Origin of the sequence: Flavobacterium sp. CAU 1735, assembly GCF_039888695.1 — a bacterium.
Taxonomy (GTDB): Bacteria; Bacteroidota; Bacteroidia; order Flavobacteriales; family Flavobacteriaceae; genus Flavobacterium.
The window spans coordinates 1,165,234-1,186,626 of the sequence record NZ_JBDQQQ010000001.1; the positions used below are offsets into that span (position 1 = coordinate 1,165,234).

Sequence of the window (21,393 nt, forward strand, 5' to 3'; positions counted from 1 at the left end):
TATAGAAAATGAAAGCCATTTTTGAAACCTTTTCACCGGAAAACCCAATAATAGCGCAATATGTAAGCTATTATTATGTGGACATCAAACCGGATAATGTAAGAACCGAATTTACCTGTTTTCCACATTATAACAATGTTATTTCCCTTTATCGATCGCACGAAAGAACGCCCGATGGGATCATGATCTATCATCCCGACAGGAAACCGTTGCAAATGTTTACGCCGGTTCGGGAACAGGTGATGGATGTTATTCAATTAGGGAATCTCCACCGGATTGTTATCGTCTTTAATCCGTTGGGAATCGAACAATTTTACCAACAGGATTTTTCCGGATATATAACCGATTTTGAATTTTTTACCGAAAAAGAACTCCATCAGCTTTTTACAGCGGAACCTTCGGAACTAACCCGCTTACTGGATCAGTTTTTAGAAAATCGGTTTCACCGCTATCACAATGTTTTATTGGAACAATCGATAGCCTATATATTCCGGCATTATGAAGATTTTTCGATTGCGGCAATGGCCGACGAACTCCAAACCAGTCGCCGACACCTTGTTCGTATTTTTAAGGCGCATTTTGGGGTTTCCTTAAAGAAATTTCAGCAGATCGTACTTTTTAGAAAAACCATGAAACACAAACTTTTTACCAATCAGGATAAAAGTTTTACGGAACTGGCGTACGAATATAATTTTAGCGATCAGGCGCATTTGAATAAAACCTTCGAAAAATTTACCCATCATTCGCCCAAACAGTTTTTTAGTAAGGGAACGCTATTAGGTTCGGCCGATACCTTCTGGCATTTCACAAAATAGTAGGATGTCTCAATTTTACAAGTTTTCCGTTTTTAAAAAAAGTAATCTTGCTATTCCAAACCTTATAAACAAACCAAAAAATATGATAAAGCCAAACTTTCTTCAAACAATAACGATACTATTGCTATCGGCTACAACCTTTTCGCAGACAACAGACAATCCGGAACTTCAAAAAATGGCCGATGATGATCAAAATGCCAGAAAGCAACCGAACATTGACTGGACGATTTTAAATAAAGAAGACAAAACAAGACGCGAGCGAACCGCGCAATTGTTTAAAGAAGATCAGGTAAAAACCGCGAAAGACTATCTCAATGCGGGGATAGTATTTCAGCACGGTAGTGATTCGATCGATTCGGCTATGGCGGTTAAAAGTTTTGAAAAAGCCATACAATTGGACGAAACACTGAATAAATGGTGGTATGCGGCGGCGGTCGACCGTGATTTGATGCGAAGAGGAAAGCCGCAGATTTACGGTACCCAATTCGTTAAAAACAGAACCAGCGGTCGGTGGGAACGTTATAAAATCGATCCGACTCAGATCACGGACGAACAACGAAAATACTATAAGGTGGAAACGCTTGCCGAACAGGAAGCAAAAGAACGGGCGATGAATTTAAAATCGATTTCAGCGTATTATAACGAACAAAAATCAATTGATCCGATGATTAAGTTAATCAAATCGGAAGTCGCCAAAGGGAAACAATCGGAATACGATGTTAGTGAAGAAAAGATCAATAGTTTTGGATATGAACTGTCCGAATCGGGAAAAACGAACGAAGCACTGAAAATTTTAAAACTAAACACCGAGTTGTATCCGAAAGGTTTTAATACATTCGACAGCTACGGCGAAATATTACTACAAACCGGAGCGACAAAAAAGGCGCTTCAGGCTTATCAAAAATCATTGCAATTAAACCCGGATAATGAAAATGCAAAGAAGGTACTCGAAACGCATAACATCCGAATTAAATAAAAGCACCATCTAAAAAGTGTTTTCAAACTCCGAAAGTATAGTACTGTCGGAGTTTTTTTATTTCATAAAAAACCAAAATAATGATTTGTTGATTTTTAAATTATTGACTATTAGCTTGTTGTTGAAATAAATATATTTTTTAACTACATACTTTGTAATACTATGTATTTTGTTTTTATATTTGTCACATGAACGAAGATTTTACAACCAAATGGATCTCGCAACTCAAAAAAGGCACATTGTCATTTTTGGTGCTTAGTATTCTAAAAGATGGAAAAGAATACTACGGGTATGATTTAATCAATGAGATTAAAAAACGAACGCAAATCGACATCGCGGAAGGGACGCTTTACCCGTTGATGAACCGATTAAAAAAAGAAGAACTGGTAGCCTCAAAATGGGTCGAACAGGAATCGGGTATTCCAAGGAAATATTATACGATTTCCAAATTGGGATTGCACACTGTAAACGAAATGAAAATCTATTGGGACAGCCTCAATACAACGATTAATTCAATATGAAATTTAAAGAAATAGCTTTCCGGGAACCAAATTCGAAGCGAATTTACCTGGATTATATCGCGCGTATTCAACAGGCGATAAAGACACTGAACGCAGCCAACCAACAGGAAATTTTACTGGAAATCAACAGCCATATTTACGAAAGTCTGATGTCGGATCCGGATTCCGGAAGAGAAGAAGTAGCCCATTTACTGGATATTTTAGAAAAACTAGGACAACCGGAAGTCTTTTTAAAACCATTGGTAGCCGAAAAAAAATTGGAGGAAGCGACACGTACGTTTAACCCGTTTCAGGTGATCAAAGCTCTGGTATTAAACATCGGAAATGGAATTTCCTATATCATTTTTGCGGTTTTATACCTGTTGTTATTTGGATTCCTGTTCCTGATCGGTGCCAAATTGATCGATCCGGAAAACGTAGGTTTCTTCTACCGTGCAAATGATATTTGTATTTTGGGCTACTACCGAAGCTATGGTGTGACGCATTTGGAATATGAAAAGTTAGGCAATTGGTTTATTCCATTGATGCTGGTTTTAACCGTGCTTTTCTATTTTATGATTACCCTGTTACTCCGATTAAAAAGAACCTTAAAATCGTAAAAAATAGCTATGAAAAAAGAAATTAAGGTCGGTTTACTAAGCCTTTTTGTTACCGCATTTGGATGGGCACAAAAAATCGACACGCAAAAACTGGATTTGTATTTTAAAACGCTGGAAGCCAATAATAAATTTATGGGAAGCCTGGCGATTTCTCAAAACGGTCAGCAAATTTATGCCAAATCGGTTGGATATGCCGATGTGGAACACAACCGCAAAGCGAACGAAAATACAAAATACCGTATTGGATCGATCTCGAAAACGTTTACGTCGGTTTTGATTTTTAAAGCTATCGAAAACAAAAAGTTAAGCCTGAATCAAACCATTGAAAAATTTTTTCCAACGATTGCCAATGCAAATAAAATTACGATCAGTCAACTGTTAAACCATCATAGCGGAATCCATGATTTTACCAGAGACGACGATTATGAAGACTGGAATACCAAACCAATGACAGAACGTGAAATGGTTGCCCTTATCGCCAAAGGGGGAAGTGATTTCGAACCGGGAAGCAAAGGGAAATATTGCAATTCCAATTATGTATTGTTGACCTATATTTTGGAGAAAACCTTTAAAAAACCGTATTCGGAATTGGTACAAATTTATATTGCGAAACCACTGGGCTTAAAAAACACCTTTTTTGGAGGAAAGATCAATACCGAAAATAACGAATCCAAGTCGTATAGATTTGCCGAAACCTGGCAAGCCGTACCGGAAACGGATATGTCCATTCCGATGGGTGCCGGCGGTATGGTATCCACTCCGGGCGATTTGGTAGTGTTTAGCGAAGGCCTTTTTAAAGGAAAACTACTTAAAAAGGAAAGTTTGGACGCGATGAAAGCCATTGAAGACAATTATGGCCGCGGACTTTTTAAAATGCCGTTTGATGATAAAATTGGCTATGGGCATGCCGGAAATATCGATGGCTTTAACGGTACTTTTACCTATTATGCCGATGGTGATATCTCTTTTGCGATGACATCGAATGGGGCGAATTACAGTGGAAATGCGATTGCATTAACGATTTTAAGTGCGATTTTCAACCAGCCGTATGATATTCCGGAATTTAAAACCTATGCGGTAAGTCCGGAAGCTTTGGAACAATATCTGGGAACCTATTCATCTGCCGAAATTCCGGTAAAAATGACGATCACCAAAGAAAATGGTGCGTTACAATTGCTAACACCCGGTCAGCCGGCAATTGCGTTAGAAGCTTCTGCAAAAGACCAGTTCCGATTTGATAAAGCCGGATTAATTCTGGAATTTAATCCAGCGGAAAAAAGTATGGTATTAAAACAAAAAGGAGGCAATTTTATGTTTAAAAAAGACCAATAACCGGTTTTAATATTGATTTAAAGAAAATAAAAAAGGCTGTCTTAGTAGTAAGGCAGCCTTTTTGTATTTTGGAAATGGTATTACTGAAATAAATCGTTAAACTCAATAAGATTAAAACGACAAAAAATAATAAAATAAATTGCACTTATTTTAATAGCGCTGTTGGTGTTATTCCAAATTGCTTTTTAAAAGCAAAGGAAAAATGGGATAAATCTTCGAAACCGAGGTCAAGATAGACTTCGCTGGGTTTTTTATGTTGTTGTTCGATCAGGTAATAGGCTTCGGTTAAACGCCGTTGTTGTAACCAGTTTCGCGGAGAAGTCTGAAAAATTTTTTGAAAATCCCTTTTAAAAGTAGCCAGACTTCTGCCGGTGAGATAAGCAAACCGTTCGATCTTAACATTAAAATGGTAATTTTTGTGCATAAATGTTTCCAGATCGATTTTATGCGGTTCCGTGAAATCGAATAAGGTATCTTTTAATAAAGGATCATAGGCAAGCAATAAGGTAAGTGCCTCTTTTTGTTTGAGCGTTATAAAAGCCGGAGCCTTATCTTCCAAAAGATCCTGATACTGTAACAGGGATTCCATAAAATAACGGAGATGTCCGGAATCCGAAAGCGGAATATAAGCGGTGTCGTAGCGTTTGGGATCGATTGTGATTTTATTTTCGATACTGAAATTGTTTAGTAATTCTTCTTCAAAAAGAATCGAAATTGACTGAAATTCCTCATTTTCCAAAGGTTTTTTGATAAACTTCAACAATTGTTTTTTACGCGCAAAGTAAAGATCTCCTTTTCGGAAAACATGCCGGTTTGTACCATCGTTCAGTTCCATTTCTCCGGAAATAACCATAGACAAACTATGGGAGTGAACAAATTGTTCGCCTTCCCGGAATGCCGCAGCATGACAGGAATAGCGGATATTATCGGAAGTTGTTGCCATAAAAAATCGAAATAAAAACCTTGTCAGTTGTTACGCTGACAAGGATATAAATGTACTATTTTATTTGAAAAATCAGATTAGTATTGCCTTTGGTTCCAGATATTCGTCCAATCCGAACGAACCGTATTCGCGACCTAATCCGGATTGTTTAAATCCACCAAACGGAGCTAAAGGATCGTGCTTAAAACCATTGATGTTAATTCGTCCGGCTTCAAGTTGTGTCGCCATTTTCAGCGCGCGGTTTTCGTCGGCGGTACTGATATAGGCCGCCAGTCCGTAGGTTGTATCGTTGGCAATCGCGATGGCATCCTCGTCATTCTCATACGGAATAATGGAAAGTACCGGGCCAAAAATTTCCTCGCGGGCGATACGCATATCATTGTGAACATTGGTAAAAATAGTAGCTTTTACAAAGTTCCCGTTTTCCAGTCCTTCGGGATTCCCCAATCCTCCGGCGAGTAAAGAAGCACCTTCTTCGATTCCGGTTTGGATATAATGCTGTACGCGTTCAAATTGTTTTTCCGACACCATAGGCCCGACATGAGTCGTTTCATTTTCGGGATTTCCCACTTGTATTGTGGCTACAGCTGCTTTGGCAATACGGTTAACCGCTTCCAGTTTTGTTTTGGGAACCAGTAAACGAGTAGGAGCAACACAAGCCTGCCCGCTATTCATATAGGCCCCGAAAACCGCCTGAGGAATTACCTGTTCCAGATCGGCATCATCCAGAATGATATTGGGTGATTTTCCGCCCAGTTCCAGAGTAACTCTTTTTACCGTATCGACCGCTCCTTTGGCAATTAATTTTCCGGTGAGTGTAGAACCGGTAAACGAAATTTTAGCAATATCCGGATGACTGGTAATCGTAGCACCGACCACATTTCCGAGGCCGTTAACCATATTATAGAGTCCTTTAGGCAACCCGGCTTCATGGATACATTCGGTTAATAGTTGTGTTTGCAAAGCACTCATTTCGCTTGGTTTTACAACCACGGTACAACCGGCCGCAATGGCTGTGGCGAGTTTATTACAGATAAAACTATTGCTCGCATTCCACGGTGTGATAATTCCAACCACACCAACCGGAGTCATTTGTACCCGGGTATTACCGGCTATACGATTAAAATCAAACCCGCGTAGCACCTCGATCATGTTCGAAAAAGAAGTGATGGCATAATGGATACTCGTAGTGCAAAACTGGCGCGTTCCACCATATTCGAGTATCATAACTTCGATAAGCTCTTTTTCCCGTTTCTGAACGGCTGTTTTTAGTCGTTCCAATAACTCGATACGGGTTTCGATACTACTTTTTGAAAAGGATTTAAAAGCTTCTTTTGCCGCGGCAATGGCTTCCTGGGTATCAGTTTCATCACCTAACACCACTTCGCCGATTTTTTGACGGTTAGTCGGGTTGATCAAATCAAAAACCATTGTTCCTTTTGGGCTTATAAAAGCACCGTTTGTGTAAACTTTGTCTATTCGTTTCATTGTGTTTCAATTTTGATATAGCAAAGTTCCCACAAAAATGAGATTAGCATTTTGTTGAGAAGCTCAAATGTACTTTGTTGTATGGCTCATAAGGTTTTGTTTATTTGAGTAAAGCAGTTGGCGCTATTCCAAATTGTTTTTTAAACGCAAAAGAGAAATGCGAAAGATCTTCAAAACCAACTTCAAGATAAATTTCAATTGGTTTTTTCCTTTTTTCTGTAAGCTGATAATAGGCCAATTCCAGTCTTTTTTTTGTCAACCATTTTTGAGGTGTAGTATTAAACAGCCTTTTAAAATCCCGATTAAAAGTGGAAAGACTGCGACCGGTAAGGTAGCCCAGTTTTTCCAGGGGCATATTAAACATAAAATTGCGTTCCATAAAATGAATCAGATCCACTTTACCCGGTTCATCGAAATTAGCTAAAATCGTATCAATGTTTGGATCGATTTCTCTTAAAATACTGATGGCTTCGGTGATTTTTAAGGAAGCGATATGCTCCGGAAAATTACCTTCTAATTCAAAATAAGGAATCAGAGATGACAAACAACTTTCTAATAAGGGATGCGTATTAAAATGATATATTTTATGTTCGGAAAACAATTTTTTTGGGATATCTATTTTTTCATAGAACTTTTTAAGTCGTTCTATAGTCAAATGCATCACAACTGTTTTGTGTGGCTGACCATTTTTGGGGTAATTGATTATGGTGGCCAATTGATTTCTGGGAATCAGAAAAATGTCTCCGGTTTTAAAAAAGAAAGTACTATCGGCCTGAATGATTTTTGTTTCCCCGGAAATAAACCAGATCAACATATGCTCGTCAAACATAATATCCGATTTGAATAATTTATCATCATAACTGGAAAGTTTGATGTCCGGAGTGATGTATTTCGCCTGATATTCCATAAGATAGTATAAAATAGTTTTTTATAAAACGCTGATCACTACAAAAGTACTGCGTATTATAGGAATAACTTTGTTTAAAATGTCAAAATGTTTTAAAAGAATAAAAAGCCTGTCTGATCTAAAACAGGCTTTTTAAACAAGCAACTTAAATCGATTGTCCGCCATCGATTAAAAATGCAGAACCGGTAATAAACAACGCTTCGTCACTCAACAGATAGGTGATCAAACGTGCTACTTCCTGCGGCTTACCGAAACGGGCCAACGGAATACTGTTTATCATTTGCGTTTCGACATTTTTATCCAGTCCTAGTTTATCCATAATTTCGGTGGCTACCGGTCCCGGACTTACAGCATTCACTCTTATTTTTCTCGGAGCCAATTCAAGAGCCGCGATTTTCATAAAAGCATTCAGCGCGGCTTTGCTCGCGGCATAAACCGAAGCATTTGGCGGCGATATGGTTGCTGATGTTGAGGATAAAAACACAACCGATGTTGCCTCATTCAGAAAAGGAATAAACCGGCTTAGGGTAAAGAAAGCACCTTTGAAATTGACGTTCATTATGGAATCGAACATACTTTCGGTGGTCGTTTCTATGGCGGACACACTGGTTATTCCGGCATTGATCAACAACATATCTATGTTACCAAACTGCTGACTAACGGTGGCGACTAAATGAGTAATATCGGACACACTGGATTGATCGGCCACAACAGCGGTAACACCCAATTCCAAAGCCGCTTTTTCAATAGCTTCTTTTCGGCGTCCTGTGATAATGACCGTGGCGCCGTTTTCTTTGAGTTCTTTTGCCGTAGCATACCCGATTCCGCTATTACCACCCGTGATAACCGCGATTTTTCCGTTAAAAGGTTTCATTTTTTAAAGAATTGGAAAGTTTATACCGGTTAGCTGCTCACTTAAATCCCATAGTTTTTTAGCATTGGATTCGTCTAATGAATACAATTCCACACCATAAGATCCGACACTGGCTTCGTTGGCCAATGGGGCGATATCGGTATCTTCGCAATACACGCCGCCAATCGTATCCAATAGCGGACTTGTCGTACACCATACCGTTGTTGCGGCACCTTGCGGAATGGTTTTTAATCGTGCGGCTACTTCCGGCAGCATGGCTCCGTTTTCGTCCAGGAATCCCATTTTTTGGAATAATTCTAATGATGCTTCTCTACCTAATTCCGTACCGCCAATGGAACCGGGATGTAAGGAATAGGCCCGTACATTAAATGCTTTGGCGCGGTTGTCGAGTTCCATTGCAAATAAGTTACTGGCCGTTTTGGATTGTCCGTAAGCTTGTAAGGTTTCGTATTCCCGGTGAAGGAAATTCGGATCTTCAAAATTAAAAGGAGCCATTTGATGACCTAAGGAAGACACATTGATTACCCGCGCACCGTTAGCTTTTTTTAAGGCAGGGAATAACATCGCGGTTAGATGAAATTGTCCCAGATAATTGGTAGCCAGTTGTGATTCGAATCCGCGACTGTCTCTACGCAAAGGTACCCACATAATCCCGGCATTGTTAATAAGGATATGCAAAGGTCTGTTGGACGCCAGGAATTTTTTGGAAAAAGCGGTAATCGAATCCGGATTCATAACATCCAGTACTTCCAGTTCCACATTTTTGATACCGTCAAGATTTTTCGTTGCTTTTTCGATATCCCTTGCGGCAACGATTACCGTTGCACCTGCACTGGCAAGTGTTTTAGTCGTTTCAAGTCCGATACCGGTATTACCACCGGTGACAATTATGATTTTTCCGTTGAGGTCAATTCCTTTGATTACCTCATTTGTAGTTGCTGTTGCGTTAAATCCGGAACCAATAGGTTGTTGTAACGCGCCCTGATAATTGTTCTGTCTCATCTTTTTTAGTATTAAAAGTTATAGGACAAAATTACCGGGTTATGAATGCTGTCATTTTGTTTAAAATGTCAAATTACTTTGTTTAAAATGTCAAGGGATTTTTTGCTTTTTTTGTAACACCTGACAGGTTTTAAAAACCTGTCAGGTGTAGCGGGTGTTTTGATCAAAAAAAATAGATATATTTATAATAGTCTAAAAAGCAATACGGTATGGCAATAGAAATGGAAATAATGCTACGTTTTTTTATAGCTGTTATTTGGGGCGCTATTATTGGTGCAGAACGGGAATACAGGGGGAAAGCAGCCGGATTCCGAACTACAATACTGATTTCAATAGGGGCTTGTTTTTTTACCGTTATGTCCATTTGGATAGGGGGAGAAGGTAATCCGGATCGGATCGCTTCCAATATCGTAACCGGATTGGGATTTTTGTGCGCCGGTGTTATTTTTAGAGCCGACAATCATATAAACGGGATTACTACTGCCGCGACGATTTGGGCGGTGGCAGCCATCAGCATGGGAATAGGAGCCGGGCATTATCTGATTTCGGCTTGTGGCGGTGGTTTGATATTGTTGGTACTGACTACATTGACCTATCTGCAAAATAAAATCGACCGAATCAATCAGTACCGGACACTGCATATCACATTTGATAAAAAGGACGATGGTTTTTCCCGATGTACCGAACTTTTTGTAAAGTATGGTGTCAAATCAAGGTTGATTGCTCAGCAAAAAGAATTGGATACGATTATACTAAGTTGGGAGATACACGCCAGCGAAAAACAACTGGAATCGCTGAGTAAAGCCCTTTTATTGGAATCTTTTTTTTCTAAAATAGAATTATAGCCAATAGCGCAAACGTAGTTAAATCGCTATTATGAGGTTTATCAATTATAAAGCCCTGTTATTTTCATCGAATTGAATCTTTTGATTGACTCCTTTAATCGTGCTATTTCCAAATTTATAGGTCACGGACAAATTCAGATAACGATTACTGGATCGATAGGCATAAAAAGACTGGAAATCTTTAAAATATTCGTCTCCTTTTGATTGTGTGGTATTGAAAACATCATTAAAAAGAAAGGTATAAGCAAGATTCTTTTTAAGAAAGGAACCCTTTATTCCAATCGAGTTTTTAAAATAACCGTAGAAAAAAGTATTTCCATACTGATAGGGCGTATTTCCGGCTAGAATTACAAATAAAGACAGGGTTTTGTCCGTTCTGAGCGGAAAGGTACTGTTCAGATTACATTCTGCAAGAAAGCCGTTGCTAACAGCTATAGCATCGGGTATATCGGATTCCGTAGTCATAAAACTACCTTGTAAACTGGCTGTGTTTTCCATCCAATTTAAATGGTTTTGTGTATAACTGATCGTGGTACCGTAGGTATGCATGGTATAGAAATTCTCCAGTTGGTGGATCCTAAAACCATCGCTAAAACGAATGATTCGGTCCCAATTATCATCGGATCGGGTATAGTAAAGGTTAACGTTAAAATTGTTTTTTAAAGTATAATTCAACTCAATAGTATTACTGATTGCAGGTCTTAGATACGGATTCCCTTCCTGATATTCGTAGGTGGAATAATACCTGCGGAATGGATTTAATGACTGAAAATTAGGCCTGTTAATGCGTCTGGAATAACTAAGGCTAAAAGCGTGATTTTCATTAGGCTTATAAGTCAGATATCCGGTTGGGAAAAACTGACCGTAATGATTGGTTGTCTGTTGTTGGTTGGGAATACTGCCTTCCAGATAGGTATATTCATAACGTAAACCGGCTTTGGCTTCCCATTTGGAACCTAATTTCCGTAGTAAACTAAAATAGGCGGCATAATTGTTTTCCCGGTAAAAAAAGTCATTGCTAATCGCCGTATTTAGAATCGGAATACCATTTTCAATGTCGTATATTTTTAGCAAAGCATCATTCCGGATCGCGGTATATTTAAGACCAAATTCCCCAATAAGACCAAACAGTTTTTTTTCGAGATCGGCCTGAAAAGCGGTAATTTGATAATGACCGGTATTGTTGTTTAGTAAGGTGTTTTCAGTACTGTTTTCATAGGTTTTAGCCCATTTGTCGGTATCGGTTTTAGCTTTTAGATAGTTGCCCGAAAAGCGGATAACGGTGCCAAGAGTATCCAGTTTCAGGTCGTAAAAAACAGTACCGGAATGGTATTGGTTTTGCAGGCTATCGGTAGATAACGATTGAAAGTTTTGTTCGACAGCCGTAATTTTCCGGAAGGTTTCGCTGTTAAGCCGCTGATCGGTATTCATTGTGGAATAATTATAAGTAAAACCGACAGTACTTTTAGCATTCAGTTTGTATTCGGCTTTTAGATTCGGACTTATATACGCGGATTTATATAGCGATTCCCCGGTGTTATTCCAGTAATCGTTATTCGTATAGGTAATGTTATTGGTTGTGTTTTGTTGCCGTTTAAAACCCGTATAGGTAAATCCGGTCGACAATGATAAGCGTTCATTCTGATAATTAAAAATTCCTCCCGATCGACCTGAATTTAGTACGGCATCCGAATAAAAAAAACCGCCCGCCTGTAGGGAAGCATTCCATCCGATTTTACTATTCTTCTTTAAAATAATATTGATCAGTCCGCTTAGGCCTTCGGCACTATATTTTGCCGGTGGCGTAGTGATCACTTCAATTTTGGCGATATCGTCCGAACGGATACTTTTTAGATAATTGAGAAGTTCCTCACCTTGTAAATTCAATAGTCTGTCATTGATCATTACAGCGACCGAACTTTTACCGGCAATCAGAATCGCATTATCGGTAATTTTTACCTGTGGTGTATTGGATAAGGCTTCAATGGCATCGACACCCTGAGCGTTAATAGAATTTTCAACATTAAAGACGGTTCGGTCCACTTTGCGTTCCAATAGTTTCTTTTTGGTGATGATGGTCACTTCTTCCAAATCGACTTTAGCGTTGGTTGTTATCGTAAGGGTGATGTCTTTTAGCGTATCACGATCAATGGTTATGTTTTGCGAAAACAGGGTTGTATTCTCTTTTACAATCTCAAAAAGGTAATTACCCGATGGAACAGTCATTTTATAAAAACCATTTTTATCTGTAAGACTCTGCTTTTGTACACCGGCATTGGTAAGCGTGATTTGAGCATCCATAACGGGATGATTTTCAGAATTGGTTACTTTTCCGCTAATCGATTGACCAAATCCGGATACCGTGTAAAAAAAGAATACTAAAAAAAGAATAATTCCTGAAGCGTTACGGTAAAACGGGATGCTGATCGTCATATAATAATAGCTGTTTTTTGATAGTGAATGGTGAATATCGAAACCGAATTAAATATATAAGGGATAAAAGGGATGTTTTATTGTTTTTATACTAAAATATTTTTTTAGATAAACGAGTATCTCAGATGATCCATGATTCGTATCGTTGGATCGTTGTTGCTATAATAATGCTTATGATCAAACGCCTGACGTATACGGGAATCGGCCGTTTTTTCCAGATGGGTAATAAAATTGGAAATACCAATGTAAGCGATACTATCTTTTAAAATAAAAACGACCTTCGTGATTGAAGGTCGTATCTTTTTATAATGTTTTTAAAATTTGGGCAGCGTTTTCGTTTTTTGGATTTAATTCCAACGCCTTTTGATAGTTTTGTTTTGCTTTGTCTTTTTCTCTGGTATTCATATAGGCCTCTCCCAGGCTGTCGTACACATTTTCACTGTCGGGATACAATAGTGTATTGACACGGAAAATGGCGATTGCTTTTGTAAAATCTTTTTGACTCAGCAGGCTATAGCCCAAACGATTTAGATAATCTTCGGAAAGGGACTGATGGTTGGGATCTTCGGTTTTTGCATTTTGATAGGCTTTCTGACCTTTTTCAAACGAACCTTCCAAAAGTAGTTCTAAAGGTACTTTTTCATCGTTTTTTAGCTGTGGATTTCCAGGACGGGCCGGTTCATCCGGAAAAACCAATGTAAGTTCTTTTGTTCCCATTTTTGTATCTCCTGTAATTTTTACGTTAAAAGGCGCGTCACGAAGCGCATAGGTGTTTTCGGATATTTTAAGCAGTGCTACCGGACGTTCTATATTGTTGATCAACATTAATTTTCCGTTATCGCTATAGACTTTATAAAATCCGTATTTGTTTGATTTGTAACGTCCCGTATTATTAAAATCCTGTTGGGTTAACGGTAAAATGGTATGAGCAGGTGTTATATAATCCGGCCATTGATACACCGAAGCAACCGAACGAATGAGTTCTTCTATAAATTCCGGTTTATTGGTATTGGTTAACACTACAATTCCGTCGCCGTTGGTTTTGTTACCTACGAATTTACTGGAAAAACCTTCATTCCAACCGCCATGACTAAAGTAAACCTGTCCGTTTTTGTTTTCCAGAAAAATCCCCAATCCGATAAACGATTCGATAAAAGGAGTTGTAAATGCCTCGGCCATTTTTTGAGAAAGGACAAGCGAACTTTTATGATTCACGGTATTTTGAATGTCGATGACAAACTTTGCCAGATCCTCGGCGGTAGTCCATAAACCGGCTGCGGCCTGCTCGGGATAGGTATGGTATTTTCCCGGTACTCTCACTCCATTAACGTTATAGGCTGTAGCGGCAAACGATGCTTGTGCTGTTGGCAACGGTTGCACAAAAGTACTGTTTTTCATTTCCAGAGGAACAAGTACTTTTTCAGACATAATGGAAGCGAAGTCTTTATTTTCAAGATCCATAAGGAGTTGTTGCATAATGGTATATCCACCACCGGAGTACCGAAATGAGGTACCGGGAAGTTTATCCACTACGACAGCCGGTGAATTAGCCGGTTTTTGTCCGTTTAAAATCTGAATAACCGATGGCAAAGGCGCACCGGCTTCATACCCGGCAAAGCCATGTCCTGTTAAGCCAGCGGTATGACTGAGAATATTTTTAAGGCTGACTTTCTTTTCTTTTGTAAATTCATTTTCCGGAATTTTCCACGATTTTAAATACAAATTGACATCGGCATCAAGATTAAGCTTTCCGGATGCAACGGTTTTTAATGCAGCATAAGCACTAACCGGTTTACTTATAGAAGCTGCCTGAAATAAGGTTTTGGATTCGACCGGGGTTTTGGATTCGACATCGGCAAAGCCATACGATTTGCTCCAGATCACTTTCGAATTTTTGATCACGGCAATACTCATTCCGGGAATAGCGTAATGTTTCATCCGGGATTCTAAGGTCCAGAGTGGTTCGCCTTTAAAGCGAACAGCCGGCATTAATCCGGATTCTACTTTGGAAATGTCGTTTTTGCTATTTGATTTTGTTTGTGCCGATGCCGGGAGGATCATGCACCCGAAAGTAAATGCCAGTATGGCAATCGTTGATAAAGTAGGTTTCATGTTGATTGTTCGTTTGTGATTGATTGATTTAACAAATAAACGAAATTTACTACATGATTGTTTTACAGGGCAGTATTTTTATTTTTAGGATGATAGGGTATAAGGAAATAGAAAAGATACGAATCCATCGACGAATAGACATGGGTACTTTTTTGAGCGGCTGGTAGATAATTAACACCAATCCATGTAATTATCAGTAAAACAAAGGCTATAGGTAATACGTACAGCGCAAATTTTTCGTATTTTTTACCGAGGAGCCTTAGATGTATATAGGCCAGATAAGCGAAAGAGGTAATAAAAGCCCAGGTTTCTTTTGGATCCCATTCCCAGTAGTGTCCCCATGCTTCTTTTGCCCATACGGCTCCCATCAGTAAACCTAAGATCAGGAATCCGAATCCTACATAGACGGTATTATCTATAAAATCGAATATTTTCGGATCGTTTTTTTTGAATTTGATGCTCTTGTATAGTTGAATAAAAGCACCAACTGTTGTTGCTCCAAACAGGGCATAGGAAAGCATATAGGCCGTTACATGAGGTACAAACCATTTGCTTTGTAACGCAGGCATCAGATTTTTGGAATGTATTTCAGGTTTTAAGAGGTTGACCATCACAAAAGCTGTAGCCATAACTGCCGAAAAAGACAGCAGCCAGGAATATTTCCAACGGCGATACGTAATGTATCCAAAAGCAGCAAGAAAAAAGGAATACCACAAACGGGTTTCGCCCATAGTTCGCATTGGAGGTCGTTCCAGTTTAATCCACAGTCCGATAATAAAAAATGCAAATATAAACAGACCAAGGATCATTAATATATCGGAAAGTTTTTTGGGAAGTTTAGGGAAATATAGTATACTACCGGCCGATAACCAGCAGATTATGGATAGTAATGCAAATCCGGTAAAATTATCCCAAGTCATATTTCGAGAGGTTGTTTATCGTTTGTATACTTATGTTTGATTTGTTTACCATTCCAGATCATGGCAATAGTCCCCAATGCAATCAGTCCAAAACCGATATAAACAGCAGTTTTCCATGGATCATAAACCAGTTCCATACTGCTATATTTTGATAATTGCCCGGCCTGATTATTGTAACCGTATTGATAGACCATCCAGTTATTCACCTGAGCCGGTTTATTGACTTCGATGATTGCTTTTTTGGGAGTTCCGTTAGGGGTATATAGTATGACATCAGATCGAAACCGTTTTGGCTCGGCCTGGCTCATCACTACGGAAAGATGTTCTGTTAATGGTAACGTCATATAAAGTTGCGCCTGATTGCCGCCACAAACCCAACCGGAATGTTTGACTCCGGTGGAAGGGTTATACATACTGATATGCGCTGCGGGAGTAGCGCCAGGCATTGGCATTTCGCGATACGTACTATCACTGTTGCGAATAGCCTGATGAATATATTTTTCCAGTTTCAATTGCCATCCGTTAAGCATGCCGCTGGAGTTTTCGGAATCAATCGAATAGAAATCCGGCTTGGCTTTTGGTTGTGGTGCGCCGCTATGACGATCAATGATGGTCAATTGCGGTGGATAGGTTTCCATATCAAAATCGTTAAGCTGAATCGCGATTGGAAGTTCTTTCACATTTTTGGAAGCATCGTATACCCGCCATTCGGTTTCACCTTCGGGTACGTGCATGATATATCGTTCCATATCGGCATGTCCCAGTCCTGTGCTGAATAGGACCAGCCATATTCCTATATGGTAGGCATGAAAGGTATAATCTTTCCATTTAAAATTTTGCAATCGTTGTGCTATAAGCACTCCTAGAGCGAGTAACATGGTAAGATAAATCAGGACAAAAGCCCATGAATGAGTCATCTGATCAAATCCTAATTGAGAAAAAATAGTTCCGGTATTCGTCTGTTCACCTGTTAGCTGAGGTGTCAATCCCATGATAAGGCTTAGCAGTAAGAATGCCATAATCAAGGATATGGAAAACGGAATCCCGGAAAACCATTTTATAAAGCGGTTCTTTTTCAACAAGGATAAACCAATACAAGTCAAAATAAGACCTCCTCCGATATAATAATTTACCGGAGCTGCGAGCAAATAGAAATTAAAACCACCTCTAAGTAGAAGCTGAAGCATACTACCAACAACAACGATACCGCAAACGATAGTGATACTTTCCGGAAACCCCCAAGGCATTTGCCATATTTTTCGTTTGTTTTTCGTTGTTGTCTTACTGCTTTTCATACCGGATTTAATTATTTAAGATCAGTTTAGTTTACCTTCCGCTTTTGCTTTTTCAATCCATTTTGGGATCGTATTTTTAATCCACTGATTTTTTGCACTGTGAAGTTTTTCCATATCAAGTCTGACATACTTTTGGGCTTTTTCTTTTGTTGAAATATCAGGCATCACAATGTCCATCACGCCAAGCGGAAATAATACCTTTTGCAATTCCAGTTGCGCCTGCATGGTAAGATCAAGGCTATGCGCCAGAATACGCTGTGATTCTACAGGAGCATGGAACGAAGCCCCGTGTGAAGCTCCTACAAAATCCCATCGCCATTGTGCCTGACGGATTAATTTTAAAGGACCTTCCATTTTTGCTTTGTCAACTCCGTTGTCCCATGCTGTTTTGGCCATAATATGAACTTTAGCAAGTTCTTTTTCAATTCGGTTACGGATCTCCAATACCTTATCCTGATAGTCATAGACATAGTTTCTCAGATTATCCTCACTGTCGCGGTGACACGTCTGACAGGTTGAAGCAATATTTTTCATCGGACTCATAATCTGATGATCGGAGTATTTGATACCACCTTCCGCTTTGTAGGGCATATGGCAATCGGCACAACTAAGTCCGCGTTGCGCATGAGGTCCGAGAAGGTATAGTTCATAATCGGGATGTTGGGCTTTTAGCATTGAAGCTTTGCTTAAGTGATGCACCCAATCGGTATGATTGACATTGTCATAATAGTTTTCCATCGCTTCAACGGTCATCCCACCATCCCACGGGAAAGTCAGGTATTTACCGTCGCCTTTAAAGTAGTATTCAACATGGCATTGTGCACAAACCAAGGAGCGCATTTCCTGAGGCGTCGCTTCGGCAATATCTTTTCCCTGACGTTCAAAAGCCTCAATCAGCGCAGGGCGGGTAATTGCCAGTTTCATTGTTTTCGGATCGTGACAATCGGCGCATCCTAATGGATTGACAATCTCACTACCGTTCTGACTCCATGGTGTTTTGTAAAAATTTGCGATACCTACTTCCTGCATCATTCGAGGTACATCAGGACTTTTACACGTCCAGCAGGTTGACGGCTGCATTTCTCCCTGTCCGTTTTCGGGAGCGCCTGTACGGAGTGTATGCCTAACATCTTCTACCGTATACATATGTCCGCGTGGTGCTGCATAATCGCGGGCAAAAGCGTAGCCGGCCCAAAGAACAACCATTTCGGGACGTTTTTCGAGAATATCTTCGAAGGTATTACCAAGGTATTTACTACGGAAATCCATCTCTTTGGTCTTTTTCCAGGTGTTGTATTCACGGGGATAATTAAGCCCCCATTCGTCACTTTTCGGATTAATTCCGGTTATTTCGACTACCCGGTTGTTGTGTAATGTAGCGATTTCGGCTCTGCGCTCTGTAATAGAGGCCGCTAATAAACCTAACATAAATACGGCAATCATAGCAACGGCAAATATCCCCCAGCCGATGATTGGTTTGCGTTTTATTGATTCTGCTAATTTTCTGAACATAGTGTTTCTATATTTTGATTCCTATTTTTTTATAAGTGCTTTCAGCCAGTCCGGGACAGGGGATTCCGGTAGCGGTGCAATGGCATTTGGAGAAGAGGAAAGGTTGCTTACAACGGTATGCGGTACTTCACGATGGCAATCCCAACAGGCTTTTCCGGCACCGTTTCTAGCCTCGGTATAACCAATCATTCCGGTGTTTACCAATTCGGTATTGAGTTGGGTATGACATCGGATACAATTATCCATAATCACTTTATGACTGGCAGTACGAGGACGGATAACCTGCGGCTCACTTCTGGCCGTAAAAACCGAAGCATGCTTAAGACCATCCATAGCTTTAAAGGCATATTTTTTGAAAACATTATCGTGTGGCACATGACAATCATTACAAGTAGCCTGCAAATGGTGGGAACTATGCGTCCACGACTGATTGTAAGGAGTCATTATATGACAATTTGTACACGCCGACGGATCGTCGGACAGATACGAATGCATACGTGACATATATACCGTATAGGTACTTAGCCCCGCGGCTATACCACCTATAATAAATAGAGGAATAATTAAGGCACGAGGTATACTGTTTAGTAATTTTTTCATCTGCTATCAAACACATATTAGACTTTCTAAAAGTACTTACTCGATATAGTAAAAAAGCTAACGAATGTCATGTTTGTAGAAGAATGCTGTTTGTGTTTTGGCCGTTTAGAAGATCATTTTTTAGTTTTTATAAGTTGTTTGTGTGTTGATAATCATTGTGTTGTGTTGTTTTTTTAAAATGATCAATAACGATAGAAAGCTGTTGTTTTAACTCTGGAGGATATTGATAATTGACCTCAAGAACATCGTAATAGTCCTCAATAGGAATTGTTTTTTTAATTTAATTCCCGTGTTTTATTGCTAATCTGGAAGTAGGATATAAAAAAACTACAACCTTTTGGGCTGTAGTTTGTAATTTTTAGGAGTTGTAAATTAGGTAAGTGAGCCGTCTTATTGAAAACGACCCAATGTTATAGCCATGACTTCCAGATTGGAGGTTTGTACTACGCTAGGATCATACAGGTAATGCGCTGCTTCCATACCGCCTTTCCACGGACCGAAAATAAAACCGATTGGCTGGTCGTTGCTATTAGTGAAAAAATAGAGTTCGCCATAGCCTACGCCCGAATCGGTATCACCATCGCCGGAACGGGAATCGTTAAAATGTAGCGAAGTACCGGATGCGGTACTGTCGTATACCGAAATACGATAGGCATTTGTAACTTTGGAATCTAGGTTTTGAAACAAACTCAATGAAACCGGTTGTGGGGCTTCGGTAAGCACCATAAAATGACCGTTGGATTCAGCATCTTTGTAGGCCATACAAACGATATCGCCGGCCTGAGCCTGGGAAAAACCTCCTTTGGCTACGCCATTATAGATTTTATCGGATTCCTGTTTCTGTATGCCGGGAGCATAAACGCTACCACAAACATAACTCCAGCGTCCGGGACGAAGTACCGGTAAGGCCACCGCAAATTCAAAAGCGGTCGGAATCCAACCCGGTGCCGAAAAATGGGCAGCATCGGGGTTTACCTGACTCTGAAACAAACAAAAGGCATTTTCTGTCGGGTTGTCGTTACCGGTAGCGATAAGCACGCGCGATCCGTAGCCAACGCAGTCGATGTTGGCAGTAAACGTATTGGTTGTAGGATCGTAAGCGGCATTCGGAAAGTAATCGACCCTTGGCCATACATTTGAAAAAGCGTCCGGAACGTGAATGTAATAATCGGGAGACGGATTGATATAATTGGTGCTGACATTAAAAAGCGTACCGTTATAAGCAACCTGTTTGCCGGATACATTTACCCCGGGAAAGGTCTGTTTTTTTTGTTGTACCAAAAAAGGGGAAGCGATTGCTGCTGCTGCATCTAAAATAGTAGGGTAATATCCCGGTGTATAGCTATCGGGATTGGCGAAAAAATTGATAAGTGCCATCGATTTTAATAATTAATGTTGGTAATGATTTTAGGACTCGTATCAAATATAGGATGGCGCATTTGGCTGCGAAAACGTAGAATTACCTGATGTGTAAAACCGTATAAATGCCTGATCGATGAAAATAAAAACACCTGACAGGTTTCGAAAATGGGTCAGGTGTTAGTCGGATCCGTTTTTACTTTTTAATTCCATTTAAGTCGGCTAACTTTGTGAAACTCATAAAAGGCAAAAGAAAAATATGTACGAATCGTTATTAAAACTTATTTCCCAAAACATAACACTCCGTGCAGAAGATGAAGCGTTGTGTCGGCATTATTTGTCGTCGATATCGGTATCTAAAAATCAGATTATCGAAGAAGAAGGAAAGGTACCGGAATACCTGTATTTTGTGGTTTCGGGATTTGTACGCCTGTTTCATTACAACGACAAGGGTGATGAGGTCACCACACATATCAATTGCCCACCGGGTTTTATCACTTCGTATGCTAATTTTAGTAATCAAACGATATCGGACGAAAATCTGGAATGCATAACCGATTGTGAACTGTTGCGCATTACAAAAGCCGATCTGGATGCACTTACGCTTAAAAGCCCGGTATTTAAAGATTTTAGCATTTTTGTTTTTCAGCAATCGTTATCGTATAATGAAAACCGATCGAAAGAACTGGCCACGCTCACTGCAGAGCAGCGTTATAAAAAGCTCATCGATGCCCAACCGGAAATTGTTCATAACGTTCCGGTACAATATATCGCCTCGTTTCTCGGCATGAATCCAAAAAGTTTAAGCCGTATCCGCAAACAGATCATTAGGTAACATTTGTGAAGTGGTTTTAGATGAT

The 21,393-nt window shown here is 39.7% G+C and carries 20 protein-coding genes; 8 read left to right on the top strand and 12 right to left on the bottom strand.

Annotated features, from left to right (window positions below; all coding sequences use genetic code 11):
• The first annotated feature begins 8 nt into the window (after positions 1-8).
• The 5 genes from AAFN64_RS05515 (at position 9) to AAFN64_RS05535 (ending at position 4,243) form a co-directional block, all read left to right on the top strand.
• Positions 9-815, top strand: coding sequence for an AraC family transcriptional regulator (locus tag AAFN64_RS05515; RefSeq protein ID WP_347759558.1), 807 nt, complete (start codon positions 9-11; stop codon positions 813-815).
• Between the two features lie 82 nt (positions 816-897).
• A complete protein-coding gene (locus tag AAFN64_RS05520) occupies positions 898-1,791 on the top strand; it encodes a tetratricopeptide repeat protein (RefSeq protein ID WP_347759559.1) in 894 nt (297 codons plus the stop codon).
• Positions 1,792-1,979: 188 nt separating this feature from the next.
• Positions 1,980-2,312: a PadR family transcriptional regulator gene (locus AAFN64_RS05525; RefSeq protein WP_347759561.1), complete on the top strand. Its 333-nt coding sequence runs from the start codon at positions 1,980-1,982 to the stop codon at positions 2,310-2,312.
• Positions 2,309-2,911 carry a hypothetical protein gene (locus tag AAFN64_RS05530; RefSeq protein ID WP_347759562.1) on the top strand — a complete coding sequence of 201 codons (603 nt, stop codon included), beginning with the start codon at positions 2,309-2,311 and terminating at the stop codon, positions 2,909-2,911. Before AAFN64_RS05525 ends, AAFN64_RS05530 begins: the two co-directional genes overlap by 4 nt.
• Before the next feature lie 9 nt (positions 2,912-2,920).
• Positions 2,921-4,243: a serine hydrolase domain-containing protein gene (locus tag AAFN64_RS05535; protein WP_347759564.1), complete on the top strand. Its 1,323-nt coding sequence runs from the start codon at positions 2,921-2,923 to the stop codon at positions 4,241-4,243.
• A gap of 145 nt (positions 4,244-4,388) precedes the next feature.
• Here the strand turns inward: AAFN64_RS05535 and AAFN64_RS05540 are convergent, their stop codons facing one another.
• The 5 genes from AAFN64_RS05540 to AAFN64_RS05560 all read right to left on the bottom strand — a co-directional run bounded on the left by AAFN64_RS05540 (position 4,389) and on the right by AAFN64_RS05560 (position 9,457).
• On the bottom strand, positions 4,389-5,186 hold the full coding sequence (locus AAFN64_RS05540) for an AraC family transcriptional regulator (protein ID WP_347759566.1): 798 nt from the start codon (positions 5,184-5,186) through the stop codon (positions 4,389-4,391).
• A 72-nt stretch (positions 5,187-5,258) separates the two neighbouring features.
• Positions 5,259-6,674, bottom strand: a complete 1,416-nt coding sequence (locus AAFN64_RS05545; protein ID WP_347759567.1) for an aldehyde dehydrogenase family protein — start codon at positions 6,672-6,674, stop codon at positions 5,259-5,261.
• A gap of 100 nt (positions 6,675-6,774) precedes the next feature.
• On the bottom strand, positions 6,775-7,581 hold the full coding sequence (locus tag AAFN64_RS05550; protein ID WP_300491526.1) for a helix-turn-helix domain-containing protein: 807 nt from the start codon (positions 7,579-7,581) through the stop codon (positions 6,775-6,777).
• A 145-nt stretch (positions 7,582-7,726) separates the two neighbouring features.
• Complete coding sequence (locus tag AAFN64_RS05555) at positions 7,727-8,455, bottom strand: SDR family oxidoreductase (RefSeq protein ID WP_347759568.1); 729 nt, start codon at positions 8,453-8,455, stop codon at positions 7,727-7,729.
• A gap of 3 nt (positions 8,456-8,458) precedes the next feature.
• Positions 8,459-9,457, bottom strand: coding sequence for an SDR family NAD(P)-dependent oxidoreductase (locus AAFN64_RS05560; protein WP_347759569.1), 999 nt, complete (start codon positions 9,455-9,457; stop codon positions 8,459-8,461).
• Positions 9,458-9,666: 209 nt separating this feature from the next.
• On the opposite strand from AAFN64_RS05560, the gene AAFN64_RS05565 reads away from it, so the two are divergent.
• Positions 9,667-10,302 (top strand): MgtC/SapB family protein, encoded by a 636-nt coding sequence (locus AAFN64_RS05565; protein WP_347759570.1) that lies wholly within the window; start codon positions 9,667-9,669, stop codon positions 10,300-10,302.
• A gap of 45 nt (positions 10,303-10,347) precedes the next feature.
• Here AAFN64_RS05565 and AAFN64_RS05570 read toward each other — a convergent pair whose 3' ends face one another.
• Complete coding sequence (locus AAFN64_RS05570; RefSeq protein ID WP_347759571.1) at positions 10,348-12,735, bottom strand: TonB-dependent receptor; 2,388 nt, start codon at positions 12,733-12,735, stop codon at positions 10,348-10,350.
• Positions 12,736-12,860: 125 nt separating this feature from the next.
• On the opposite strand from AAFN64_RS05570, the gene AAFN64_RS05575 reads away from it, so the two are divergent.
• Positions 12,861-13,001: a hypothetical protein gene (locus tag AAFN64_RS05575; protein WP_347759572.1), complete on the top strand. Its 141-nt coding sequence runs from the start codon at positions 12,861-12,863 to the stop codon at positions 12,999-13,001.
• A gap of 37 nt (positions 13,002-13,038) precedes the next feature.
• Here the strand turns inward: AAFN64_RS05575 and AAFN64_RS05580 are convergent, their stop codons facing one another.
• The 6 genes from AAFN64_RS05580 to AAFN64_RS05605 form a co-directional block, all read right to left on the bottom strand.
• Positions 13,039-14,847: a serine hydrolase gene (locus AAFN64_RS05580; RefSeq protein WP_347759573.1), complete on the bottom strand. Its 1,809-nt coding sequence runs from the start codon at positions 14,845-14,847 to the stop codon at positions 13,039-13,041.
• 62 nt (positions 14,848-14,909) lie between these two features.
• The gene (gene ccsA, locus AAFN64_RS05585; protein WP_300491514.1) at positions 14,910-15,767 is read right to left on the bottom strand and encodes a cytochrome c biogenesis protein CcsA; all 858 of its coding nucleotides are present in this window, start codon (positions 15,765-15,767) and stop codon (positions 14,910-14,912) included.
• Positions 15,764-17,062: a cytochrome c biogenesis protein ResB gene (locus tag AAFN64_RS05590; RefSeq protein WP_347759574.1), complete on the bottom strand. Its 1,299-nt coding sequence runs from the start codon at positions 17,060-17,062 to the stop codon at positions 15,764-15,766. The genes ccsA and AAFN64_RS05590 overlap by 4 nt, the downstream gene beginning before the upstream one ends.
• Positions 17,063-17,083: 21 nt before the next feature.
• Positions 17,084-18,574 carry an ammonia-forming cytochrome c nitrite reductase gene (gene nrfA, locus AAFN64_RS05595; protein ID WP_347759575.1) on the bottom strand — a complete coding sequence of 497 codons (1,491 nt, stop codon included), beginning with the start codon at positions 18,572-18,574 and terminating at the stop codon, positions 17,084-17,086.
• 21 nt (positions 18,575-18,595) lie between these two features.
• A complete protein-coding gene (gene nrfH, locus AAFN64_RS05600; protein WP_300491509.1) occupies positions 18,596-19,174 on the bottom strand; it encodes a cytochrome c nitrite reductase small subunit in 579 nt (192 codons plus the stop codon).
• A 390-nt stretch (positions 19,175-19,564) separates the two neighbouring features.
• Positions 19,565-20,551, bottom strand: a complete 987-nt coding sequence (locus tag AAFN64_RS05605; protein ID WP_347759577.1) for a hypothetical protein — start codon at positions 20,549-20,551, stop codon at positions 19,565-19,567.
• 241 nt (positions 20,552-20,792) lie between these two features.
• Here AAFN64_RS05605 and AAFN64_RS05610 point away from each other — a divergent pair, with 241 nt between their 5' ends.
• A complete protein-coding gene (locus tag AAFN64_RS05610) occupies positions 20,793-21,368 on the top strand; it encodes a Crp/Fnr family transcriptional regulator (RefSeq protein WP_347759579.1) in 576 nt (191 codons plus the stop codon).
• Positions 21,369-21,393 lie beyond the last annotated feature (25 nt).

What these genes read in the sequence shown, in the direction of transcription:
- AAFN64_RS05555 (WP_347759568.1), bottom strand. Translation starts at nt 8,455, where the DNA reads ATGAAACCTTTTAACGGAAAAATCGCGGTTATCACGGGTGGTAATAGC.
- AAFN64_RS05590 (WP_347759574.1), bottom strand. Translation starts at nt 17,062, where the DNA reads ATGAAAAGCAGTAAGACAACAACGAAAAACAAACGAAAAATATGGCAA.
- AAFN64_RS05530 (WP_347759562.1), top strand. Translation starts at nt 2,309, where the DNA reads ATGAAATTTAAAGAAATAGCTTTCCGGGAACCAAATTCGAAGCGAATT.
- AAFN64_RS05550 (WP_300491526.1), bottom strand. Translation starts at nt 7,581, where the DNA reads ATGGAATATCAGGCGAAATACATCACTCCGGACATCAAACTTTCCAGT.
- AAFN64_RS05575 (WP_347759572.1), top strand. Translation starts at nt 12,861, where the DNA reads ATGATCCATGATTCGTATCGTTGGATCGTTGTTGCTATAATAATGCTT.
- AAFN64_RS05515 (WP_347759558.1), top strand. Translation starts at nt 9, where the DNA reads ATGAAAGCCATTTTTGAAACCTTTTCACCGGAAAACCCAATAATAGCG.
- AAFN64_RS05545 (WP_347759567.1), bottom strand. Translation starts at nt 6,674, where the DNA reads ATGAAACGAATAGACAAAGTTTACACAAACGGTGCTTTTATAAGCCCA.
- AAFN64_RS05525 (WP_347759561.1), top strand. Translation starts at nt 1,980, where the DNA reads ATGAACGAAGATTTTACAACCAAATGGATCTCGCAACTCAAAAAAGGC.
- AAFN64_RS05605 (WP_347759577.1), bottom strand. Translation starts at nt 20,551, where the DNA reads ATGGCACTTATCAATTTTTTCGCCAATCCCGATAGCTATACACCGGGA.
- AAFN64_RS05540 (WP_347759566.1), bottom strand. Translation starts at nt 5,186, where the DNA reads ATGGCAACAACTTCCGATAATATCCGCTATTCCTGTCATGCTGCGGCA.
- nrfH (WP_300491509.1), bottom strand. Translation starts at nt 19,174, where the DNA reads ATGAAAAAATTACTAAACAGTATACCTCGTGCCTTAATTATTCCTCTA.
- AAFN64_RS05560 (WP_347759569.1), bottom strand. Translation starts at nt 9,457, where the DNA reads ATGAGACAGAACAATTATCAGGGCGCGTTACAACAACCTATTGGTTCC.
- AAFN64_RS05580 (WP_347759573.1), bottom strand. Translation starts at nt 14,847, where the DNA reads ATGAAACCTACTTTATCAACGATTGCCATACTGGCATTTACTTTCGGG.
- ccsA (WP_300491514.1), bottom strand. Translation starts at nt 15,767, where the DNA reads ATGACTTGGGATAATTTTACCGGATTTGCATTACTATCCATAATCTGC.
- AAFN64_RS05520 (WP_347759559.1), top strand. Translation starts at nt 898, where the DNA reads ATGATAAAGCCAAACTTTCTTCAAACAATAACGATACTATTGCTATCG.
- nrfA (WP_347759575.1), bottom strand. Translation starts at nt 18,574, where the DNA reads ATGTTCAGAAAATTAGCAGAATCAATAAAACGCAAACCAATCATCGGC.
- AAFN64_RS05535 (WP_347759564.1), top strand. Translation starts at nt 2,921, where the DNA reads ATGAAAAAAGAAATTAAGGTCGGTTTACTAAGCCTTTTTGTTACCGCA.
- AAFN64_RS05570 (WP_347759571.1), bottom strand. Translation starts at nt 12,735, where the DNA reads ATGACGATCAGCATCCCGTTTTACCGTAACGCTTCAGGAATTATTCTT.
- AAFN64_RS05565 (WP_347759570.1), top strand. Translation starts at nt 9,667, where the DNA reads ATGGCAATAGAAATGGAAATAATGCTACGTTTTTTTATAGCTGTTATT.
- AAFN64_RS05610 (WP_347759579.1), top strand. Translation starts at nt 20,793, where the DNA reads ATGTACGAATCGTTATTAAAACTTATTTCCCAAAACATAACACTCCGT.